Source organism: Klebsiella sp. K5-45 (genome assembly GCF_030128605.1).
Lineage (GTDB): Bacteria > Pseudomonadota > Gammaproteobacteria > Enterobacterales > Enterobacteriaceae > Klebsiella > Klebsiella quasipneumoniae.
In genome coordinates this window covers 404,562-424,575 of record NZ_JAKUZW010000002.1, presented here as the reverse complement: position 1 = coordinate 424,575, position 20,014 = coordinate 404,562, and the positions used below count along the sequence as shown (strand labels likewise).

Sequence of the window (20,014 nt, the reverse complement as noted above, 5' to 3'; positions counted from 1 at the left end):
GGGCTTTTTTACCGTTTTTCTGCTGGCAACAATTGGATTATTAATCGTTTTTGTCTAGAGTGGGCGGAAATTATCACGCAGCGTGATGACGCGTTGCGAATCATTTCACCCGTGCAGAAGGACGCTTTCTCAGGCATGAACCGCAGACGTTTTCTTAAATCTTCCATGGCTGTTGCCGCCGTATGCGGAACGTCAGGAGTCGCTTCCTTATTCAGTCAGGCCGCGTTTGCTGAAGACGCGGGCATTGCCGACGGGCAGACGCGTCGGTTCGATTATGCCGTGCTGCAGGCGATGGCCCACGATCTGGCGCGCCAGCCGTGGGGCGGGGCCCCGCGCGATCTACCGCCGACGCTGGCCAATCTCACCCCGCAGGCTTATAACAGCATTCAGTATGACGCTAACCACTCGCTATGGAACAATATTGAAGAACGCAAACTGGATATCCAGTTTTTCCACGTCGGGATGGGGTTCCGTCGCCGCGTGCGCATGTTCTCTTTAGACGCCGCCACCCAGCAGGCGCGCGAGATCCACTTCCGTCCGGAGCTGTTCAAGTACAATGACGCCGGGGTAGATACCCGCCAGCTGGAAGGACAGTCCGACCTCGGCTTCGCCGGGTTCCGGGTATTTAAAGCACCTGAGCTGGCGCGCCGGGATATCGTGGCGTTTCTCGGCGCCAGCTATTTTCGCGCGGTAGACAGCACCTACCAGTATGGCCTGTCGGCCCGTGGGCTGGCGGTGGATACCTTTACCGATACCCCGGAAGAGTTCCCCGATTTCACCTCTTTCTGGTTCGAAACGGTCAAAGGGGACGCCACGGTCTTTACCGTTTACGCCCTGCTCGACAGCCCGAGCATCACTGGCGCCTACAAGTTCACCATCCACTGCCAGGATACCCAGGTCATTATGGACGTGGAGAACCATCTCTACGCCCGCAAGGATATCAAACAGCTGGGGATCGCGCCGATGACCAGCATGTTCAGCTGCGGCAACAACGAGCGTCGGATGTGCGATACCATCCACCCGCAGATCCACGACTCCGATCGGCTGTCGATGTGGCTGGGCAACGGCGAATGGATCTGCCGGCCGCTGAACAACCCGCAGAAGCTGCAGTTCAACGCCTTCCAGGACAAGAACCCGCGCGGCTTTGGTCTGCTGCAGCTGGACCGTGATTTTTCCCACTACCAGGACGTGATGGGCTGGTATAACAAGCGTCCCAGCCTGTGGGTTGAGCCGCGTAACCAGTGGGGCAAAGGGGCGGTCAGCCTGATGGAGATCCCGACCACCGGTGAAACGCTGGATAATATCGTCTGCTTCTGGCAGCCGGAAAAGGCAGTGAAGGCGGGCGACGAACTCGACTTCAGCTACCGTCTCTACTGGAGCGCACAGCCGCCGGTCAGCACACCGCTGGCGCGTGTGCTCGCCACCCGCACCGGGATGGGGGGCTTCCCGGAGGGATGGGCGCCGGGCGAACACTACCCGGACAAGTGGGCGCGTCGTTTTGCCATCGACTTTGTTGGCGGCGATCTGAAAGCGGCCGCGCCGCGCGGTATTGAACCGGTGATCACCCTCTCCAGCGGCGAAGCGAAGCAGATTGAAATCCTCTACGTCGAGCCGTTCGATGGCTACCGGATCCTCTTCGACTGGTATCCGACTTCCAACTCGACCGACCCGGTGGAGATGCGTCTGTTCCTGCGCTGTCAGGGAGAAGCCATCAGCGAAACCTGGCTCTATCAGTACTTCCCGCCGGCGCCGGATAAACGTAACTACATTGACGACCGGATCATGAAATAACCCCGTGACAGCCGTGGCCCCAGGCACCCCCTGCGGGCCCGTAGAGAGCCCCATGACCACAGACATTCCAGCAGTACCGGAGTCGATCCCGGTGACCGAGGCGCTGACGCTTATCGCCATTGATGAACGCTACGTCAGCGACCTGCACCAGCTGGTGGTGAAAAACCAGCGCTGGCTACAGCAGTCGCTCAGCTGGGCCGGCGAGGTGCGCAGCGAAGAGGAGACCCGCCGCCATGTGCAGGGTAACGTGATGCTGCATCAGCGGGATTACGCCAAAATGTTTTTGCTGTTTCTCGAAAAGCGGCCGATTGGCGTTCTGTCGTTCAACCAGATCGAGCCGCAGAATAAGACGGCCTATATTGGCTACTGGATCGATGAGGATCACCAGGGGCAGGGGTATCTGTCCCGTTCCCTGCAGGCCTTTATCCACCACTATGCCCGCAGCGGGCTGGTGCGCCGGTTTGTGATCAAATGTCGGGTGGCGAATACCCGCAGCAACCAGGTGGCGTTGCGTAACGGGTTTGTTCTGGAAGGCTGTCTCCGACAGGCCGAGTATCTGAACGGCAGCTATGACGATCAGAATATCTACGCCCGTATTATTGACCGCGACGAGGCGCTACAGGGCGCCTAACAGCGGCGTTCGGGTGATCTGCTGTTGGCCGCCGAGGGTCTTCGGGCCGCGCAGGTGAATGGCTTCTCCTTCCCGTGCGGCGATTTGCACCTCGTCCCCAAGAGTGACCTGGTGCTCAACGATCACATCGCCGACGATGACAGCCCGCCCCTGGATCAGCACGTCATCATCAAGCAGAATCGGTCCACCGCGCAGCTGCGCCTCGCCGCCCACCATCGCCCGATGCTTTAGCAGACAGTTGCCTTCAATCACCGCATTCTCCGCGACCTGCGAGCTGTAGCGCACGGTGGGAATGGCGTCCTCACCGCGTCCCGCGATCAGACGGGCATGCCCGTAAATCCGCGCGTTATCGCACACCCAGACGTCGTTCTCCTCGTTTCCCTCGAGCCTGGCATGGTCAAAGACTTCCGCCCGATGTTCGACAAAAGCGTGTTCGACGAAGGCCTCGCCATAGATCTGCGCCTGGTGGAGAATGCGCGACGCGCTGACGGTGGCTCGCTGATAAATCTGCAGCACTTTGTCGCGATCGGCGGTCAGCCCACGGGCGGCAATGACTTGACAGTGGGGCAGAAGACGAGCCTCATCGGCGAGGCGACAGAAGCCGCGCACCAGACTCTGGCTAATCGTGACGTTGTCACCAATCTGCGCGTGATGGCTGACCTGCGAGGCGTGAATGGATGCCCGTCCGCTGATGATAGCCCCATGGCTGACCACGCAGGGGCCATTGAGTCGGGCATCGTCGAGGATGCGCGCCCCGGCGAAGACCACGCTATTGGCATCGTAGATCCAGCACTCTCCCTGCTGGCTGAGGGCGCTTTCTTCATCCACCCAGCCGCCTTCGCTGCCCGCTTTGACGTCAGCGAAATCGATAAGCGCCACAATCTGGCGCAGGGTGACGCACTGTTTGCCATCCTCTTCCTGGTAACAATACTGCCGGGTCTGTTCGCTGAGACGGTATTTACGCATTCCCGATCCTCATTACTTATGGTTAACATAAACATAGCAAAGATCGCCGTAGCGCGTGGTATAAGGTTCCTTTAGAATGCAACTTCAAATTTAATTGATAACATCAATAAAATGAGCAAAACGTATAGGTCGCAGCAGGTGCTTAACCTGCCGGCGGGATATTTTGGCATGGTGCTTGGCACCATCGGGATGGGCTTTGCCTGGCGTTACGCCAGCACCCTCTGGCCGGTCAGCCGCAGTATTGGTGATGGGCTGGTGACGCTGGCGATAGCGATATGGGTCCTGCTCAGTATGGCGTTTATCAGCCGGGCGATCCGCTTTCCGGCGAGTGTGCTGCAGGAGATGCGACATCCGGTCAGCAGCAGCTTCGTCAGCCTGTTTCCCGCCACCACGTTGCTGGTATCGATTGGTCTGGCGCCCTGGTGCCGACCGCTGGCCATCGGGCTGTTTGTGCCGGGCGTGGCGCTGCAGCTGGCCTATGCCGCCTGGCAAAGCGGCGGCCTGTGGCGGGGAAACCATCCTCGCGAGGCCACTACGCCGGGGCTGTATCTGCCCACGGTGGCGAATAATTTTATCAGCGCGATGGCCTGCGGCGCGCTGGGGTTTACCGACGCCGGACTGGTGTTCCTTGGCGCCGGGGTCTTCTCCTGGCTGAGCCTCGAGCCGGCTATCCTCCATCGTCTGCGCAGCGCAGGCGAACTGCCGACCGCGCTGCGCACGTCGCTGGGGATCCAGCTGGCGCCTGCGCTGGTGGCCTGCAGCGCCTGGCTCAGCGTTAACGGCGGTGAGGCCGATACCTTCGCTAAGCTGCTGTTCGGCTACGGTCTGTTACAGCTGCTGTTTATGCTGCGTCTGATGCCCTGGTATCTTCGCCAGCCGTTCAATGCTTCTTTCTGGAGCTTCTCGTTCGGTATCTCCGCCCTGGCCACCACCGGCCTGCATCTGGGCCAGGCGAAGGCGGACGGCTTTTTTCATCATCTGGCGCTGCCGCTCTTTATTTTTAGCAATCTGGTCATCGGCCTGCTGCTGCTGCGCACAGGGCTGCTATTGGTCAGCGGGAAACTGTTGCTACAGGTCGACCGGGAAACACTCCTGAATAAGAAGGAAGGATCATGACAACGCGAGACGCGGATTATTTTAGTGAAAAATATGGCCTGACCCGCACCCACTCTGATGTGCTGCATGCCGCGACGATTGTGCCGCCGGGAAGGGCGCTGGATCTGGGCTGCGGCAACGGACGTAACAGTCTTTATCTGGCGGCGAATGGCTTCACGGTGACGGCGTGGGATAAAAATGCCATGAGCATCAACAATCTGGAGACTATTCGCGCCGCCGAAGGGCTGGATAATCTGCAGACCGCGGTGAAAGACCTCAACAGCCTGGCCTTTGACGGCGAGTATGATCTGATACTCTCCACCGTAGTGATGATGTTCCTCGAGCCTGACACCATCCCTGGACTCATCGGCAATATGCAGCGCTGCACCGCCGCCGGGGGCTATAACCTGATTGTCGCGGCGATGGACACCGAGGACTATCCCTGCACCGTCGGCTTCCCGTTTGCTTTTAAACCCGATGAACTTCGGGAGTACTACCGGGACTGGGAATTACTGAAATATAATGAGGACGTCGGTGAGCTGCATCGGACCGACGCCAGCGGCAACCGGATCAAATTGCGCTTCGCCACGCTGCTGGCGCGCAAGCCCGCATAATCCTCAGCGGCGCGTGTAATTACTGAGATTGACCGCGCCGCCTCTCACGAATACACCTCGGATCAAGAAGCGCGAAAATCCTCGCTGAAAAGAAAGGTTAAAGCCGACCTGTTAACGTTTTAAGTAATTATTTAATAACGTAATGTTGATCCCATCAATATTTGTATATCTTCCTTGACGAAGCCCTCATTTTGTCACAAAACTAGTGGGTCTTATCTGCTATAACGTCTGCCGAAAAAACTGCATTTACAGGGATCTCTTTATGCGTACTCGCGTGTTATTTAAAGTCGCCGCTCTGGCGGGGATGTTAGCGTTGACGGGCTGTGCGTCCAAACTGGCGCAACCGAATCAGTATTCGGGCTTTTTAAAAGACTATTCCAACCTGAAAGAAGCCACCACTGCCTCCGGTAAGTCGGAGCTGCGTTGGATCGATCCAAACTACAATCCGGCCAACTACGATAATGTCGTCTACCATCCGGTAACGTACTATCCAGTACCGAAGCCGACGACCCAGGTGGGTGAAAAGGCGCTGCAGGATATTTTGAATTACACCAACAAACAGCTCAAACAGGCCATTTCCGAGCGTAAACCGCTGGCAACCACCGCCGGCAAGCGTAGCCTTATTTTCCGCGGGGCGATTACCGGAGTGGACTCCAGCAAAGAAGGGCTGCAGTTCTATGAAGTGGTTCCGGTAGCGATGATTGTTGCCGGTACTCAAGCCGCCACCGGCCATCGTACGATGGACACCGACCTCTATTTTGAAGCCGAACTGATTGACGCCAGCACCAACAAGCCGGTGATCAAAGTGGTTCGTAAAGGTGAGGGCAAAACCCTGGCCAATGAAAACACGCCGCTGACTATCGAAACCATGAAGCAGGTGATCGATGATATGGCGGTAGACGCCGTCAAATTCGACCCTTCCCAGCGGTAATCTCGTCAGCGCCGTCTGCCGACGGCGCTGATTTATCTTCCGCCGTTTCAGGCCAGCTTTCGGCGCAGCAGCAGCTGTTCCGGTTTGGCAAACATCACCAGATTACCCAACAGGATCAGCGCCAGTCCGATAACGGCGTTGCTGTGCCATACATACCCTTCATAGACGGTGGAGATGGACAGGGCGACCAGCGGAAACAGCAGCGTACTGTAGGCGGCTTTGCTGGCGCCGATGCGCCCTACAAGGGTGAAATAGGCGCCGAAGGCGACAACTGAGCCGAACAGCGCCAGGTAAAGCAGGGCGCCAAGATAGCTGACGGTCCACTCCGGCATGAAATTATCCCCGCGGAGCAGAGCGATAGCCCCCATCACCAGCGTGCCGTACAGCATCGCCCAGCTGTTGGTGGTCAGCGTCTCCAGCCCCCGCCGCTGGTGACGAATACTGAACATATTGCCCAGCGAAAAGCCATAGGTGCCCAGCGCGCTCAGACCGATCCCCCACAGTAGCGTAGCGTTTAGCCCGTTGGCCAGCAGGTCATCCCAGAACAGGGTGACGATACCGGCCAGACCGAGCGCGGCGGCAGCCCAGAAGCGTCCCGGCGGCTGCTGGCGGAAGAAAAGAAAGCTGTTGATGGCGTTAAACAGTACCGCCATGGAAAAGATCACCGACTCCAGACCGGTGTTGATCCAGGCGGCGGCGGTATAAAAGCACCAGAAATTGAAGCAGAAGACGCAGCAGCCCTGCAGCAGGCAGCAGAAATGGTCCTTCGCGCCCAGCGGCCGCAGACGTCGTGTGACGAGCAGAATCGTCAGCATTGTGACGCTGGCCACGGCGAAACGCCAGAATATCGATACCGGCGCCGCCACCGGCCCCTGTTGTAAAAAAATAGCAATCCACGTCGTCCCCCAGATAACGACAACGAGTGCATAAAGTAATGCGTTCACCCTGGTTCTCCTCTGCTTGTTGAACGGAGGAGTATGCCGCCTGCCGCAACCTGCGGCTTTCATCCGCTTGTTGTCGGCTTGCAAATTCTTGCGCTTATTTGTCTTTTGCCGGCGGTGAGGACTGGAAACCGCATCGCAGTCTCCCTAGACTAGAGTTTTCTTGACAGAACAGATGTGTGAAGGCGATGGGTTACGGGACGTTTGAAACATTACGGCGACAGAATGCGGTGCTGAAGGGCACCGTGGAGCTGAATTCCGGTATTCAACTGGCCGCGTGGTATAACAACTGCGATACCGTGACGGTGCGCAGCGATCATCATACCTTAAGCCTGTACATCGCCGATGGTTATGAAAGCTATCAAAAGACGCCGCACGGCTGGAAGAATGGCGGCGGCCCGGATCGCTTTTGCCTGATGCCGAAAGGCGATGAAAGCGTCTGGGATATCCGCGGCGATCTGTCGTTTGTCCATCTCTATTGTACCGATGCGCATCTGCGCCGCGTTGGGGAGGAAGTGTGGGATCGCAGCCCGGCTAACTTCACCCTGCAGGAAAAAACCTTCGCCAGCGATGACAAAATCACCAGCGTGTATCGTCAGTTTTTGCTGGCTAATGACTGGCGACAGCCGGCGAACCAGCTGACACTTAGCGCCGCCAGCAGTTTGTTGCTCACCCATCTGATCCAGCACTATTCCACAGTGCAGTGGCGCTTGCCCTCGGTCACAGGAGGACTGGCGCCAGGGGTGAAGCGTCACGTGCTGGCCTGGATTGACGCTCATCTCGATCAGCCGTTGACCCTGGCCGACCTGGCGCAGCAGGCGGGACTGAGTGAATTTCATTTTGCCCGTATGTTCCGCCAGTCGCTGAATATGGCTCCGCATCAATATGTGATGCAGCAGCGAATGGCGAAGGCGCAAAACCTGATCTGCCACAGCGCGCTGCCGCTCACCGAGATCGCTCTGGCATGCGGTTTCAGCTCCGCCAGCCATTTCAGCCATCGGGTCAAAGCCGCCACCGGCCTGACGCCCTCCCAGCTACGGGCGGCGCAGCGCGGATAACACGCCGTAGCTCACTCCGCCGAGCATCACGCCCCAGAACGCCGAACCAATTCCCGCCAGCGTCACCCCGCTGGCGGTGATCAGAAAGGTCAGCACCGCCGCGTCGCGCTCACTGGCCTGGTGTACCGCCTGAAACAGGCTACCGCCGATGGTGCCGAGCAGCGCCAGGCCGGCCAGCATCTGGATCCACGCTGTCGGCAGGGCCGACATCAGCGCAGTGATCGATCCCCCGAACAGACCGGCCAGCAGATAAAAACCGCCGGCAGCCATGGCCGCCAGCCAGCGCTGCTGAGGATCCGGGTGCGCTTCCGGGCTCTGGCAGATGGCGGCAGTGATCGCCGCAATACAGATGGAGTAGACCCCAAACGGCGCCAGCAGCAGCGCCAGCCCCCCGCAGACAACGATCAGCGCGGAGACCGGTACGACATAGCCTGCTGCCTGCAGGGTAGCGAACCCGGGCGCGTTCTGTGAAGCCATGGTGACGAGGAAGAACGGCAGGCCGACGCTGAGAAGCAGCGCCGGGGTAAACTGCGGGGCGATCCATTCCGGTGCGACAAACGCCAGCGGCACAGCGGCGCTGGCTACTTCCCCGGAGACCGCGGCTATCAGCGCCCCCGCAGCCAGCGCGGCCACCACGGCGAAGCGGGGCCACAGCGCCTTACACAGAAGCCAGGCGGCGAGCATGCCGCCGCACAGCAGCAGATGATCCTGTAAGCCGGCGAAGGCTTGCAAACCGAAACGCAGCAGAATGCCGGCCAGCATTGCGGCGGCCAGCGAATGGGGAATGATTTTCATCAGCCAGGCAAACAGGCCTGTGACGCCGCAGAGGACGATCAGCGCATTGGCGAAGATAAATACCCCCACCGCCTCGGGTAGGGGCACCCCCTGCAGGCCGCTGACCAGCAGGGCGGCGCCCGGCGTTGACCAGGCGGTGAGCACCGGCACTTTTCGCCAGCCGCTCAACGCGAGGGTGCTGACGCCCATGGCGAGGCCCAGGGCCGTCATCCAGCCGGCGATCTGCCCGGGCGTGGCGCCGGCGGCCGCGGCGGCCTGCCAGATGATGGCGGCAGAACTGGCGTAGCCCACCAGCACGGCGACGAAGCCGGCGAACAGGGTGGGAAGCGGAACGGTAAACGAGCGCATAGTTTTCTCTTGTGCGTTATAACGTCCGTTTACTCTATCATTGTACGTTATAGCGCACAAGCTATCCGCGGCGTGAGGGTAGCGCCACCGAGGCGCTCGTCGCAAACGGCCCGCGATGCCGCTAATCGCCCTGTAGAATGAGGCAAATGGGGGTATACTCTGGGCTGAAAAATCAGGAGGTAGGATGAATATTGCGCAACATCTGGCGGCCACCCTCAAACATCTGCGTCAGCAGCGCGGCTGGAGCCTGTCGCGTCTGGCGGAAGAGACCGGGGTGTCGAAAGCCATGCTCGGGCAGATAGAGCGGAATGAATCGAGTCCGACGGTAGCGACGCTGTGGAAGATTGCCACCGGGCTGAACGTGCCGTTTTCGGCATTTATCGTTCCGGATGACAGCGTGGCGCCCTCCGCGTTTGACCCGCAGCAGCAGGCGATGGTGGTAACCCCGGTCTTTCCGTGGGACCCGGAGCTGCGCTTTGATCATTTCTCGATAACCCTCGCTCCCGGGGCGTTGAGTGAATCGACGCCGCATGAACAAGGGGTGATTGAGCATGTGGTGGTGATTAGCGGTACTCTGGAGCTCTGCTTACAGGGGGAATGGCACTCGCTGCAGGCGGGTGAGGGTCGGCGCTTTGCCGGCGATGCGGCGCATGCCTATCGGAACAGCGGCGTCCTGGCGGCTCATTTCCATTCGCTTATCCATTATCCAAAAGAAAAAACCGCGGGCGAACCCGCGGCCAGACAAGATGACTGATGATAACCACTCACAACGTGACGAGGAAAATCCGGAATACGTAATGACAGTACTCTGTACGGTGATTTGAAGGAAATATCTTTTCCTTCAATACTTTGCTGAAAACTGAAAATTCGTCGTCCCATGACGGCGGAAAAGGTTTTCGTCTGCGCCCGGTTCTGACTACAATAGCCGCCATTTCGACCCCCTTATACTGGATAACAACACGCGTATGCGCCTGCACAATCATCGTCTTGAACTTCTTAGTCCTGCCCGCGACGCCGGTATCGCTCGCGAAGCGATCCTTCACGGCGCTGACGCCGTTTATATCGGTGGACCTGGCTTTGGCGCCCGCCACAACGCCAGCAACAGCCTGAGTGACATCGCCGGGCTGGTGCCTTTCGCCCATCGCTTTGGCGCCAAGGTCTTTGTGACGCTGAACACCATTCTGCATGACGATGAGCTGGAGCCGGCGCAGCGGCTGATCACGGATCTCTATGACGCGGGCGTCGATGCGCTGATTGTTCAGGATATGGGGATCATGGAGCTGGATCTGCCGCCAATCGAGCTGCACGCCAGCACCCAGTGCGATATCCGTAGCGTGGAGAAAGCAAAGTTTCTCTCAGACGCCGGCTTCAGCCAGATCGTGCTGGCGCGCGAGCTGAACCTCAGTCAAATCAAAGCCATCTACGATAATACTGACGCCACCATTGAATTCTTTATCCATGGCGCACTGTGCGTGGCCTATTCCGGCCAGTGCTACATTTCCCACGCCCAGACCGGACGCAGCGCCAACCGCGGCGACTGCTCGCAGGCCTGTCGCCTGCCGTATACCCTGAAGGACGATCAGGGGCGCGTGGTGGCCTATGAAAAGCATCTCCTGTCGATGAAAGACAACGACCAGACCGCCAACCTGGCGGCGCTGATCGACGCCGGGGTACGCTCCTTCAAAATTGAAGGCCGTTACAAAGACATGAGCTACGTGAAAAACATCACCGCTCACTACCGCCAGATGCTGGACGCCATAATCGAAGACCGCGGCGACCTCGCGCGCGCTTCAGCCGGCCGCACTGAGCATTTCTTTATCCCGTCCACCGATAAAACCTTCCACCGCGGCAGCACCGACTACTTCGTTAATGCCCGTAAAGGCGATATCGGCGCCTTTGATTCGCCAAAATTTATCGGACTGCCGGTGGGCGAAGTGCTGAAGGTGGGTAAAGACCATCTCGACGTCGAGGTTAGCGAACCGTTAACCAACGGCGACGGCCTTAACGTGATGATTAAGCGCGAAGTGGTGGGTTTCCGCGCCAATACCGTGGAAAAAACTGGCGAAAATCGCTATCGAGTGTGGCCGAACGAGATGCCTGCGGATCTGCATAAAGTGCGTCCGCATCAGGCGCTTAACCGCAACCTCGACCACAACTGGCAGCAGGCGCTGCTGAAGACCTCCAGCGAACGCCGCATCGCCGTAGACGTCACCCTAAGCGGCTGGCAGGAGCAGCTGGTTCTCACCATGACCTGTGAAGATGGCGTCAGCGTGACCCATACCCTTGACGGGGTGTTTGCCGAAGCTAACCAGGCAGAGAAAGCGCTAACCAACCTGCGTGACGGTGTCACAAAACTGGGGCAAACCATTTATTATGCGCGCGATGTGCAGGTCAACCTGCCGCCGCTGTTTGTTCCCAACAGCCTGCTCAACCAGCTGCGTCGTGAAACCGCCGAAATGCTGGATGACGCGCGTCTCAACGCCTGGCAGCGCGGTACCCGCAAGCCGGTCTCCGTGCCGCCCCCGGTTTACCCGGAGACCCATCTCTCCTTCCTCGCCAACGTCTATAACCATAAGGCGCGGGCGTTCTACCAGCGCTATGGCGTGCAGCTGATTGATGCCGCCTATGAAGCGCACGAAGAGAAGGGCGATGTGCCGGTGATGATCACCAAACACTGCCTGCGCTTTGCCTTCAATCTCTGTCCGAAACAGGCGAAAGGCTCCATCAAGAGCTGGAAAGCCACGCCGATGCAGCTGATCCATGGCGATGAAGTGTTGACCCTGAAGTTTGACTGCCGTCCGTGCGAAATGCACGTGGTCGGCAAGATCAAAAACCATATCCTCAAAATGCCGCATCCGGGGAGCATCGTGGCCTCCGTTAGCCCTGACGAGCTGATGAAGACCCTGCCGAAGCGCAAAGGGGCCTGATCTGCGGCGACGCTACTGGCTGTGTGATGCCCGCGGTTTGCGGGCGTCCTGCCAGCGGTGATGCTCGCGCAGGTCGGCGGCGTTCTCTTCGCACCGGCTGCGAAGCTCATCGCTATCCGCCTCATGCAGCAGCTGCTGTTCGAGACCCTGTACCGGAAAGTAATCGTGCCCCTGACGGTGGGCCAGCAGATGCCCGGAAAATAGCGCGCACAACAACAGCAGGGCACTCGTGCTTCTTCTCAACATACCTTTTCTCTGCGAATCAATGGCGTGGGCTTACTATGCCAGGGGCTGTGCAGGTTTTTTTCCCGGTTTATCAAAGAAGGGCAAGGGTTTGTCAATGTCTGCTGAAAGAGGGTGAAAAAAGCCTGGCGTAGAAGGCCAGGCCTGAGGGATTACGCTTTTGGCGGCAGTGGTTTCCCGCTGTGCTCGCCGCCTTTTGGCGGCTGCTTACCACCATGCTGCGGTTGTTTGCCGTCTCGTTGCGGCTGCTTGCCATCATGCTGCGGCTGCTTGCCGTTGTGTTGCACTTGCTTACCGTCGTGTTGGCCCTTTTTCGCCGGCAATTTACCCTGATGGTGCGCGCCTTTTTCTGGCGGCGGGTTGTCGGCAGCGAAAGCCCATGACGATATTCCCAGCGTCAACGCGGCGGAGAGTAAAGCTAACTTCTTCATAGCAATATCCTTTATTCTGATGTGTCCGCGTATTTCAGCAGGTAAAAGTGAAGACAAGATGGAGAAGTCCAGATCCGGAATACTCTGCATCCCGGTTCAAACTTTAAGACCTGCGGCGGCCATCAGCAGGCGAAATAGCAGGCTGATGGCGGCCAGCGTCAGCACGCTGCCTCCCCACAGCGCGATCAGCCACAGCAGACGTTTGGACCAGACGGTTTTCATCAATGATAACCCTCCCCGGGCTGGACTTTGCCGCGGAACACGTAATAGCTCCAGCAGGTATAGCCAAGAATAACCGGAATAATCAGCAGCGCGCCCACCAGCATAAAGCCCTGGCTTTGCGGCGGGGCGGCGGCCTGCCACAAGGTAATCGATGGCGGAATAATATGCGGCCAGATGCTGATCCCCAGGCCGCTAAAGCCGAGAAACACCAGGCCCAGCGTTAGGGTGAAAGGCGAGACATGGCGGTCATGCAGAGGTAGCGTGCGCCATAGCCAGGCGCTAATCAGGAGCACCAGCAGCGGCACCGGCAGCAGGAAATAGAGATTCGGCAGGCTGAACCAGCGGGCGGCGATCGCCGGGTGCGCCAGCGGCGTCCACAGGCTGATGACGGCAAATACCCCCAGCAGCGCGACCAGCATCTGCCGCGACGCCCTGCGCATCCGCTGCTGCAGCGCGCCTTCGCTCTTCATTACCAGCCAGGTGGCGCCGAGGAGCGCATAAGCCACGCACAGCCCGAGTCCGCAAAAGAGGTTGAACGGGGTCAGCCAGTCAAACATGCCGCCGCTGAAGGCGCGACCGCTGACGGTAAAACCATTAATCACCGCTCCGACCACCACGCCCTGGCTGAAGGTTGCCAGCAGGGAACCGCCGAAAAAGGCGCGATCCCAGAACGGCCGGTGCGACGGCGTGGCCTGGAAGCGAAATTCAAAGGCCACGCCGCGAAAGATCAGGCCGATCAGCATCAGGGTCAGGGGGATCGACAGGGCGTCGATAATCACCGCGTAGGCAAGAGGAAAGGCGCCAAACAGACCGGCGCCGCCCAGCACCAGCCAGGTCTCATTGCCATCCCAAACCGGGGCGACGCTGTTCACCATCACGTCGCGCTCTGTGCTGCCCTGGACCGTGCCGAACAGTATGCCAATGCCCAGATCAAAGCCGTCCATGACGATGTACATCAGAGTGGCAAAGACGATAATCACGAACCAGATCACCGATAATTCGATACCCATTAGCGGGACTCCTTCTGCAGATAACCTTCAGTAGCGGCGGACAGCGGGCGGGCTGGCGTACCGGTTGTCGCGGGTTGCACCGCCTGCGGCCCCTTGCGGATCAGGCGCAGCATATAGCTGTAGCCAACGCCGAAGACGGCGCTATAAACCACAATAAAGGTCAACAAACTGACCGACATATGCAGATCGCCGTGGGCGGAAACGGCCTCGGCGGTGCGCTGAACGCTATACACTACCCATGGCTGGCGGCCCACTTCGGTGGTCACCCAGCCGGCGAGAATGGCAATCAGTCCTGAGGGGCCCATCCACAGGGCGAAGCGCAGAAACGGCCGCGAGTGGTACAGCCGGTCGCCACGGCGCAGCCACAGGGCCAGCACCCCGAGCAGCAGCATCAGCATACCCAGACCGGCCATCAGGCGAAATGACCAGAACACCACGGTGGAGTTTGGGCGATCCTCTGGGGCGAACTCCTTCAGCGCCGGCACCTGTTTATCCAGGCTATGGGTGAGGATCAGACTGCCCAGCGCCGGGATCTCAAGCCCGTAGCGGGTGCGCTCCTGCTCCATATCTGGCCAGCCAAACAGCAATAATGGCGTAGGCTCGCCGGGCGGGTTTTCCCAGTGGCCCTCAATGGCGGCGATTTTTGCCGGCTGGTGTTTCAGGGTGTTCAGGCCATGCATATCGCCGATCAGCGCCTGGACCGGCGCGACCAGCAGCGTCATCCATAGCGCCATGGAGAACATCTTGCGGATCGCTGGCGACTGATTGCCGCGCAGCAGATGCCAGGCCGCCGAGGCGCCGACGAACAGCGCGCTGCTGAGAAATGCCGCCACCGTCATGTGCAGTAAGCGGTAGGGGAACGACGGGTTAAAAATCACCGCCAGCCAGTCGACGGGCACCACCTGGCCATCGACGATTTCAAATCCCTGCGGAGTCTGCATCCAGCTGTTGGAGGCGAGGATCCAGAAGGTTGAGATGATGGTCCCCAGGGCTACCATGCAGGTGGCGAAAAAGTGCAGCCCCGGCCCCACCCGGTTCCAGCCGAAGAGCATGACCCCGAGAAAACCGGCTTCCAGAAAGAACGCCGTCAGGACTTCATAGGTCAGCAGGGGGCCGGTGATGCTGCCCGCGAACTGCGAGAAACCGCTCCAGTTAGTGCCGAACTGATAGGCCATCACCAGCCCGGATACCACTCCCATACCGAAGTTGACGGCGAAGATCTTTGACCAGAAATGGTACAGCGAGCGCCAGGTGGGATTTTTGCTTTTCAGCCACAGGCCTTCGAGAACCGCCAGGTAGCTCGCCAGGCCAATGGTGATAGCGGGAAAGATAATATGAAACGAGACCGTAAAGGCGAATTGAATTCGCGCCAGATGGAATGCATCAAGACCGAACATGCAGGACTCCACAACAAAATTGATTCAGCGCAATTTTAGGCAGGGTGGCGGCAAGGGGGCAGAGGCAGTAGGGCCATTTTTTAGCATAACAGTTAGCGGCTGTTATGATCTTTTTGCCGGTCTCCGGGGACCGCCAACATGGAGATCCCCCGGGTGAACAGCGTCATTTTTAACGCTGAAAGCAAAGCCAGATTGTTGGCCAGGAAAATATTAATAATCTATTTCACTGTATTATCGTAGTCTTACGGATCAGCTTAGACCTATAGCTGCCCGGGAAAGCGCGGTCGTTTAATTTTTGTGAGCAATATCCTCTGATTACGACAGATATAGCATTTTATTATCTGTTCTTTATTAATGAATTTAACGTCTGCACACGTTTGCTAGTATGAGAATCAGTAAAAAGGATGAGTCAGTTAATTATGAATTAAATAATTTTAAATTTTCGTATTTAGCCGTGCTTTGTATTTTATTCTCAGGATATCAATAAAAGGGAATGGTCATGTCAGAAAAAGGATTACATAGCTTATGTATTACCATCGGTATCATGTTCATTTTTTGGTTATGCATCATATCGTTTTTTTGGACAATTTTCTCGTGAACCTTTCCTGCGGGCGTTCTGTGTGACCGGGTTGCGCTGTTTTACATAACAGTTACTTAAAAGTGTTAATTTATAACAACTGATATATGATAAAGGGAGGTTGCAGCAAGGAAAGGGTGACAATGAAAAAGTATCAACAGCTGGCGCAGCAGTTGACCGACCAGATCGCGCTGGGCGTCTGGTTGCCGGGCGATCGGCTCCCCTCGCTGCGCGAGCAGGTGATCAGCAGCGGCATGAGCTTTATGACCGTCAGCCATGCCTATCAGCTACTGGAAAGCCAGGGGCGCATCGTCGCCCGACCGCAGTCGGGATATTACGTCGCCCCCCAGCCGGTGAAGCTTCGTCAGCCGGCGCCGCCTGCTCAGGTGACCCGCGATGAAGCGGTCGATATCAATACCTACATCTTTGAGGTGCTCCAGGCCAGCCGCCAGGCGTCAATGCTGCCCTTTGCCTCGGCCTTCCCGGACCCGCGTCTCTTTCCACTCCAGCAGCTTAACCGTTCGCTGGCTCAGGTGAGTAAAACCGCCACCGCCATGAGCGTGATTGAGAACCTGCCGCCGGGCAACGCGGAGCTACGGCACGCCATTGCCCGGCGCTATGCCCTGCAGGGGATGAACGTCTCGCCCGACGAGATCGTCATTACCGCCGGAGCGCTGGAGGCGCTAAACCTCAGCCTGCAGGCGGTGACCGAGCCCGGCGACTGGGTGGTGGTGGAAAATCCCTGTTTCTACGGAGCCCTGCAGGCGCTGGAGAGGCTGCGTCTGAAGGCGCTGTCGGTGGCCACCGACGTCAAAGAGGGCATTGACCTGACGGCGCTGGAGGCGGCCCTGCAAAACTATCCGGTCAAGGCCTGCTGGCTGATGACCAACGGCCAGAACCCGCTCGGCTTCACCCTCAGCGCCGAAAAAAAAGCAGCGCTGGTGGCGCTGCTGGCGCGCTATGACGTGATGCTGATTGAAGATGATGTTTACAGCGAGCTCTACTTTGGCCGCGAGAAGCCGTTGCCGGCGAAGTTCTGGGATCAACAGGATATGACGCTGCACTGCAGTTCGTTTTCAAAATGTCTGGTGCCCGGCTTTCGCATCGGCTGGGTGGCGGCCGGGAAACAGGCGCGGCGGATCCAGCAGCTGCAGCTGATGAGTACGCTCTCCACCAGCTCGCCGATGCAGTTAGCCCTGGTGGATTACCTGTCGACCAAACGCTATGACGCCCATCTGCGCCGTCTCCGTCGCCAGCTGGCGGAACGTAAACAGCAGGCCTGGCAGGCGCTGCTGCGCCATCTGCCGCCGGAAGTCACTATCCATCACAGCGACAGCGGCTATTTTCTGTGGATCGAACTACCGGAAGGGGCCGACGCCAGCGTGCTGAGCGCCAGGGCGCTGGCGTCGCACATCAGCATCGCCCCGGGAAAAATGTTCTCCACCTCCGCCAGCTGGACCTCGTTTTTCCGCTTTAATACCGCCTGGGGCTGGGGAGAACGCGAAGAGCAGGGGGTGAAGCGCCTGGGCGAGCTAATTCGTGAGCAGCTTTCCTGATCGCTTTGGCTATTATTCGCCGCGATAACCAATCGCTATAAATAAACGAAGAGTTATTTTTATCGAGGCCGGCCATTATTTTACCGGCGCTCACCATAGGAAATACGCATACCCCTCCTTTTTCTCTAACTCGTTGTCTATAATCCATAAAGTCAGTCTTGTGTTGGCGATTTTTGCGTAATGCGTCCCGGGTCACAACCTGAATAAATTCCCCCGAGGGCGTTAATCCGCTGACTACCCTTATTTCAGGAGATATTTTTACGGCACGGCTGCCGCTAATTCCCTTGTGACAGGAGTAACACCTGATGAGCAAAAAATTGGCCCGTTGCAGCCTTTATGTGCTGGGGATGGCCTGCCTGACCGTCCAGGCGGCTGAGCCATTCACCTCGCTGGATAAACCGGAAGGGCGCCTGGATATTATCGCCTGGCCGGGGTATATCGAACGCGGTCAGACCGACAAGCAGTACGACTGGGTCAGCCAGTTTGAAAAGGAGACCGGCTGTCAGGTCAATGTGAAAACCGCCGCCACCTCCGACGAAATGGTCAGCCTGATGGCTAAGGGGGGCTACGATCTGGTGACCGCCTCGGGCGATGCTTCGCTGCGTCTGATCATGGGTAAACGCGTTCAGCCGATTAACACAGCGCTGATTGCCGGGTGGCGCACTCTTGACCCGCGCATTGCGCAAGGGGCATGGTTTAACGTCGGGGGCAAAGTCTACGGCACGCCGTATCAGTGGGGACCGAACCTGCTGATGTACAACACCCGCGTATTCCCGACGCCGCCGGACAGCTGGAGCGTGGTCTTCGTGAAGCAGGATCTTCCGGATGGCAAAACCAATCAGGGGCGAGTGCAGGCCTATGATGGCCCGATCTATATCGCCGACGCCGCGCTGTTTGTCAAAGCCACCCAACCACAGCTCGGGATCGACGACCCCTATCAGCTGACCGAAACCCAGTACAACGCGGTGCTGAAAGTGCTGCGTGACCAGCAACCGCTGATTCACCGCTACTGGCATGACGCCACCGTGCAGATGAACGACTTCAAAAACGAAGGGGTGGCCGCCTCCAGCTCGTGGCCCTATCAGGCCAACGGCCTGAAGGCGGAAGGCCAGCCTGTCGCCACCGTATTTCCGAAGGAGGGGGTGACCGGCTGGGCGGATACCACCATGCTGCACAGCGAGGCGAAGCACCCGGTCTGCGCCTATAAATGGATGAACTGGTCGCTCACGCCGAAGGTGCAGGGCGATGTGGCGGCCTGGTTCGGCTCGTTGCCGGTGGTGCCTGAGGGCTGTAAAGCCAGCGCGCTGCTCGGAGAGAAAGGCTGTGAGACCAACGGCTATGACCAGTTTACCCGCATCCACTTCTGGAAAACGCCGATTGCCGAGGGGGGGAAATACGTTCCCTACAGCCGCTGGACGCAGGACTACATTGCGATAATGGGCGGCCGCTAAGGATCGGAGGCAAACAATGACGTACGCGGTCGAGTTTCAGAATGTATCGCGCCTGTATGGCGATGTGCGGGCGGTGGACGGGGTCAGCATTGGCATCCGTGACGGCGAGTTTTTCTCGATGCTGGGTCCTTCGGGCTCGGGGAAAACCACCTGCCTGCGGCTGATTGCTGGTTTTGAGCAGCTCTCCGGCGGCACCATCCGGATCTTCGGTCAGCCGGCCAGCGAGCTGCCGCCCTGGCAGCGGGACGTCAATACCGTGTTCCAGGACTATGCGCTGTTTCCCCATATGTCGATCCTCGACAATGTTGCTTACGGCCTGATGGTCAAAGGCGTGGCGAAGAAAGCGCGCCATGCCCGCGCCCAGGAAGCGCTGGAAAAGGTGGCCCTCGGTTTTGCGCACCATCGCAAGCCCTCCCAGCTCTCCGGCGGTCAGCGGCAGCGGGTCGCCATCGCCCGGGCGCTGGTGAACCAGCCGCGGGTGCTGCTGCTCGACGAGCCGCTGGGCGCTCTGGATTTAAAGCTGCGCGAGCAGATGCAGGTGGAGCTGAAAAAGCTACAGCAGTCGCTGGGGATCACTTTCATCTTCGTTACCCACGACCAGAGCGAAGCGCTGTCGATGTCCGATCGCGTGGCGGTGTTTAACAACGGGCGCATTGAGCAGGTGGACGCCCCGCAGGATCTTTATCTGCATCCGAAGACCGCCTTTGTCGCCGGTTTCGTCGGCACCGCCAACGTCTTTGAGGCCGAGGCGGCCCGGCGGTTATGCGGCCTGGCGGGCTGCTGGTCGCTGCGCCCGGAGCATGTTCGCCTGCAGGGCGGCGGGGAGGTGCAGGTGCAGGGCGTGGTTCAGGCGGTACAGTATCAGGGGGCGGCGACGCGGATCGAGCTCCGGCTGGCGGATGGCGACAAGCTGCTGGTCAGCCAGGCCAATATCGACGGCGCGGCGGCGGCGAGCGTTCCTCGAACCGGGCAAACGGTGCAGGCGTCATGGTCGCGTGCGGCGATGACCCCGCTGGAAAGCGGAGGCTGA

20 protein-coding genes are annotated in these 20,014 nt (G+C 58.7%); 11 read left to right on the top strand and 9 right to left on the bottom strand.

Annotation, left to right across the window (positions count from 1 at the left end; translation table 11 throughout):
• Positions 1 to 135: 135 nt before the first annotated feature.
• Together MKS11_RS06040 and rimL are read left to right on the top strand one after the other, a co-directional pair.
• A complete protein-coding gene (locus tag MKS11_RS06040; RefSeq protein WP_087771040.1) occupies positions 136 to 1,791 on the top strand; it encodes a glucan biosynthesis protein D in 1,656 nt (551 codons plus the stop codon).
• A gap of 52 nt (positions 1,792 to 1,843) precedes the next feature.
• Positions 1,844 to 2,422 (top strand): 50S ribosomal protein L7/L12-serine acetyltransferase, encoded by a 579-nt coding sequence (rimL, locus tag MKS11_RS06035; protein WP_004202802.1) that lies wholly within the window; start codon positions 1,844 to 1,846, stop codon positions 2,420 to 2,422.
• On the opposite strand, the gene ydcK is transcribed toward rimL, so the two are convergent.
• Entirely contained in the window at positions 2,408 to 3,388 is a 981-nt protein-coding gene (gene ydcK, locus MKS11_RS06030; protein WP_049092912.1) for a YdcK family protein, read from the bottom strand. The genes rimL and ydcK overlap by 15 nt on opposite strands.
• 111 nt (positions 3,389 to 3,499) lie before the next feature.
• Here ydcK and tehA point away from each other — a divergent pair, with 111 nt between their 5' ends.
• The 3 genes from tehA (at position 3,500) to MKS11_RS06015 (ending at position 6,028) form a co-directional block, all read left to right on the top strand.
• Positions 3,500 to 4,504 (top strand): dicarboxylate transporter/tellurite-resistance protein TehA, encoded by a 1,005-nt coding sequence (gene tehA / locus MKS11_RS06025; protein ID WP_049092914.1) that lies wholly within the window; start codon positions 3,500 to 3,502, stop codon positions 4,502 to 4,504.
• Positions 4,501 to 5,097 (top strand): tellurite resistance methyltransferase TehB, encoded by a 597-nt coding sequence (gene tehB / locus MKS11_RS06020; protein WP_087771039.1) that lies wholly within the window; start codon positions 4,501 to 4,503, stop codon positions 5,095 to 5,097. The genes tehA and tehB overlap by 4 nt, the downstream gene beginning before the upstream one ends.
• A gap of 262 nt (positions 5,098 to 5,359) precedes the next feature.
• Positions 5,360 to 6,028: a DUF3313 domain-containing protein gene (locus MKS11_RS06015; RefSeq protein WP_004202796.1), complete on the top strand. Its 669-nt coding sequence runs from the start codon at positions 5,360 to 5,362 to the stop codon at positions 6,026 to 6,028.
• A 47-nt stretch (positions 6,029 to 6,075) separates the two neighbouring features.
• Here MKS11_RS06015 and MKS11_RS06010 read toward each other — a convergent pair whose 3' ends face one another.
• Positions 6,076 to 6,972 (bottom strand): DMT family transporter, encoded by an 897-nt coding sequence (locus MKS11_RS06010; RefSeq protein ID WP_032456156.1) that lies wholly within the window; start codon positions 6,970 to 6,972, stop codon positions 6,076 to 6,078.
• Between the two features lie 185 nt (positions 6,973 to 7,157).
• Between MKS11_RS06010 and MKS11_RS06005 the strand changes: the two genes are divergently transcribed.
• Positions 7,158 to 8,027 carry an AraC family transcriptional regulator gene (locus MKS11_RS06005; protein ID WP_004202793.1) on the top strand — a complete coding sequence of 290 codons (870 nt, stop codon included), beginning with the start codon at positions 7,158 to 7,160 and terminating at the stop codon, positions 8,025 to 8,027.
• On the opposite strand, the gene MKS11_RS06000 is transcribed toward MKS11_RS06005, so the two are convergent.
• Positions 8,004 to 9,170, bottom strand: a complete 1,167-nt coding sequence (locus MKS11_RS06000; RefSeq protein ID WP_087771038.1) for a benzoate/H(+) symporter BenE family transporter — start codon at positions 9,168 to 9,170, stop codon at positions 8,004 to 8,006. The genes MKS11_RS06005 and MKS11_RS06000 overlap by 24 nt on opposite strands.
• A 184-nt stretch (positions 9,171 to 9,354) precedes the next feature.
• Between MKS11_RS06000 and MKS11_RS05995 the strand changes: the two genes are divergently transcribed.
• Positions 9,355 to 9,924 (top strand): helix-turn-helix domain-containing protein, encoded by a 570-nt coding sequence (locus tag MKS11_RS05995; RefSeq protein WP_004202791.1) that lies wholly within the window; start codon positions 9,355 to 9,357, stop codon positions 9,922 to 9,924.
• A gap of 10 nt (positions 9,925 to 9,934) precedes the next feature.
• Here the strand turns inward: MKS11_RS05995 and MKS11_RS05990 are convergent, their stop codons facing one another.
• Positions 9,935 to 10,102, bottom strand: a complete 168-nt coding sequence (locus MKS11_RS05990) for a hypothetical protein (protein WP_032425876.1) — start codon at positions 10,100 to 10,102, stop codon at positions 9,935 to 9,937.
• A 33-nt stretch (positions 10,103 to 10,135) separates the two neighbouring features.
• Between MKS11_RS05990 and MKS11_RS05985 the strand changes: the two genes are divergently transcribed.
• Positions 10,136 to 12,097: a U32 family peptidase gene (locus tag MKS11_RS05985; protein WP_004202789.1), complete on the top strand. Its 1,962-nt coding sequence runs from the start codon at positions 10,136 to 10,138 to the stop codon at positions 12,095 to 12,097.
• Positions 12,098 to 12,109: 12 nt separating this feature from the next.
• Here the strand turns inward: MKS11_RS05985 and MKS11_RS05980 are convergent, their stop codons facing one another.
• The 5 genes from MKS11_RS05980 to MKS11_RS05960 all read right to left on the bottom strand — a co-directional run bounded on the left by MKS11_RS05980 (position 12,110) and on the right by MKS11_RS05960 (position 15,400).
• Positions 12,110 to 12,343, bottom strand: a complete 234-nt coding sequence (locus tag MKS11_RS05980) for a DUF2554 family protein (RefSeq protein WP_017900476.1) — start codon at positions 12,341 to 12,343, stop codon at positions 12,110 to 12,112.
• 149 nt (positions 12,344 to 12,492) lie between these two features.
• The gene (locus MKS11_RS05975; protein WP_087771036.1) at positions 12,493 to 12,771 is read right to left on the bottom strand and encodes a hypothetical protein; all 279 of its coding nucleotides are present in this window, start codon (positions 12,769 to 12,771) and stop codon (positions 12,493 to 12,495) included.
• A gap of 96 nt (positions 12,772 to 12,867) precedes the next feature.
• On the bottom strand, positions 12,868 to 12,993 hold the full coding sequence (locus MKS11_RS05970) for a DUF2474 domain-containing protein (protein ID WP_087771035.1): 126 nt from the start codon (positions 12,991 to 12,993) through the stop codon (positions 12,868 to 12,870).
• Positions 12,993 to 14,003: a cytochrome d ubiquinol oxidase subunit II gene (gene cydB / locus MKS11_RS05965; RefSeq protein WP_032456154.1), complete on the bottom strand. Its 1,011-nt coding sequence runs from the start codon at positions 14,001 to 14,003 to the stop codon at positions 12,993 to 12,995. Before cydB ends, MKS11_RS05970 begins: the two co-directional genes overlap by 1 nt.
• Entirely contained in the window at positions 14,003 to 15,400 is a 1,398-nt protein-coding gene (locus MKS11_RS05960) for a cytochrome ubiquinol oxidase subunit I (RefSeq protein ID WP_087771034.1), read from the bottom strand. Before MKS11_RS05960 ends, cydB begins: the two co-directional genes overlap by 1 nt.
• A 720-nt stretch (positions 15,401 to 16,120) precedes the next feature.
• Between MKS11_RS05960 and MKS11_RS05955 the strand changes: the two genes are divergently transcribed.
• From MKS11_RS05955 to MKS11_RS05945, 3 genes are all read left to right on the top strand, one after another.
• Positions 16,121 to 17,533 carry a PLP-dependent aminotransferase family protein gene (locus MKS11_RS05955; RefSeq protein WP_049003827.1) on the top strand — a complete coding sequence of 471 codons (1,413 nt, stop codon included), beginning with the start codon at positions 16,121 to 16,123 and terminating at the stop codon, positions 17,531 to 17,533.
• Between the two features lie 305 nt (positions 17,534 to 17,838).
• The gene (gene ydcS / locus MKS11_RS05950; RefSeq protein ID WP_087771033.1) at positions 17,839 to 18,984 is read left to right on the top strand and encodes a putative ABC transporter substrate-binding protein YdcS; all 1,146 of its coding nucleotides are present in this window, start codon (positions 17,839 to 17,841) and stop codon (positions 18,982 to 18,984) included.
• 16 nt (positions 18,985 to 19,000) lie between these two features.
• Positions 19,001 to 20,014: an ABC transporter ATP-binding protein gene (locus tag MKS11_RS05945; RefSeq protein ID WP_004202778.1), complete on the top strand. Its 1,014-nt coding sequence runs from the start codon at positions 19,001 to 19,003 to the stop codon at positions 20,012 to 20,014.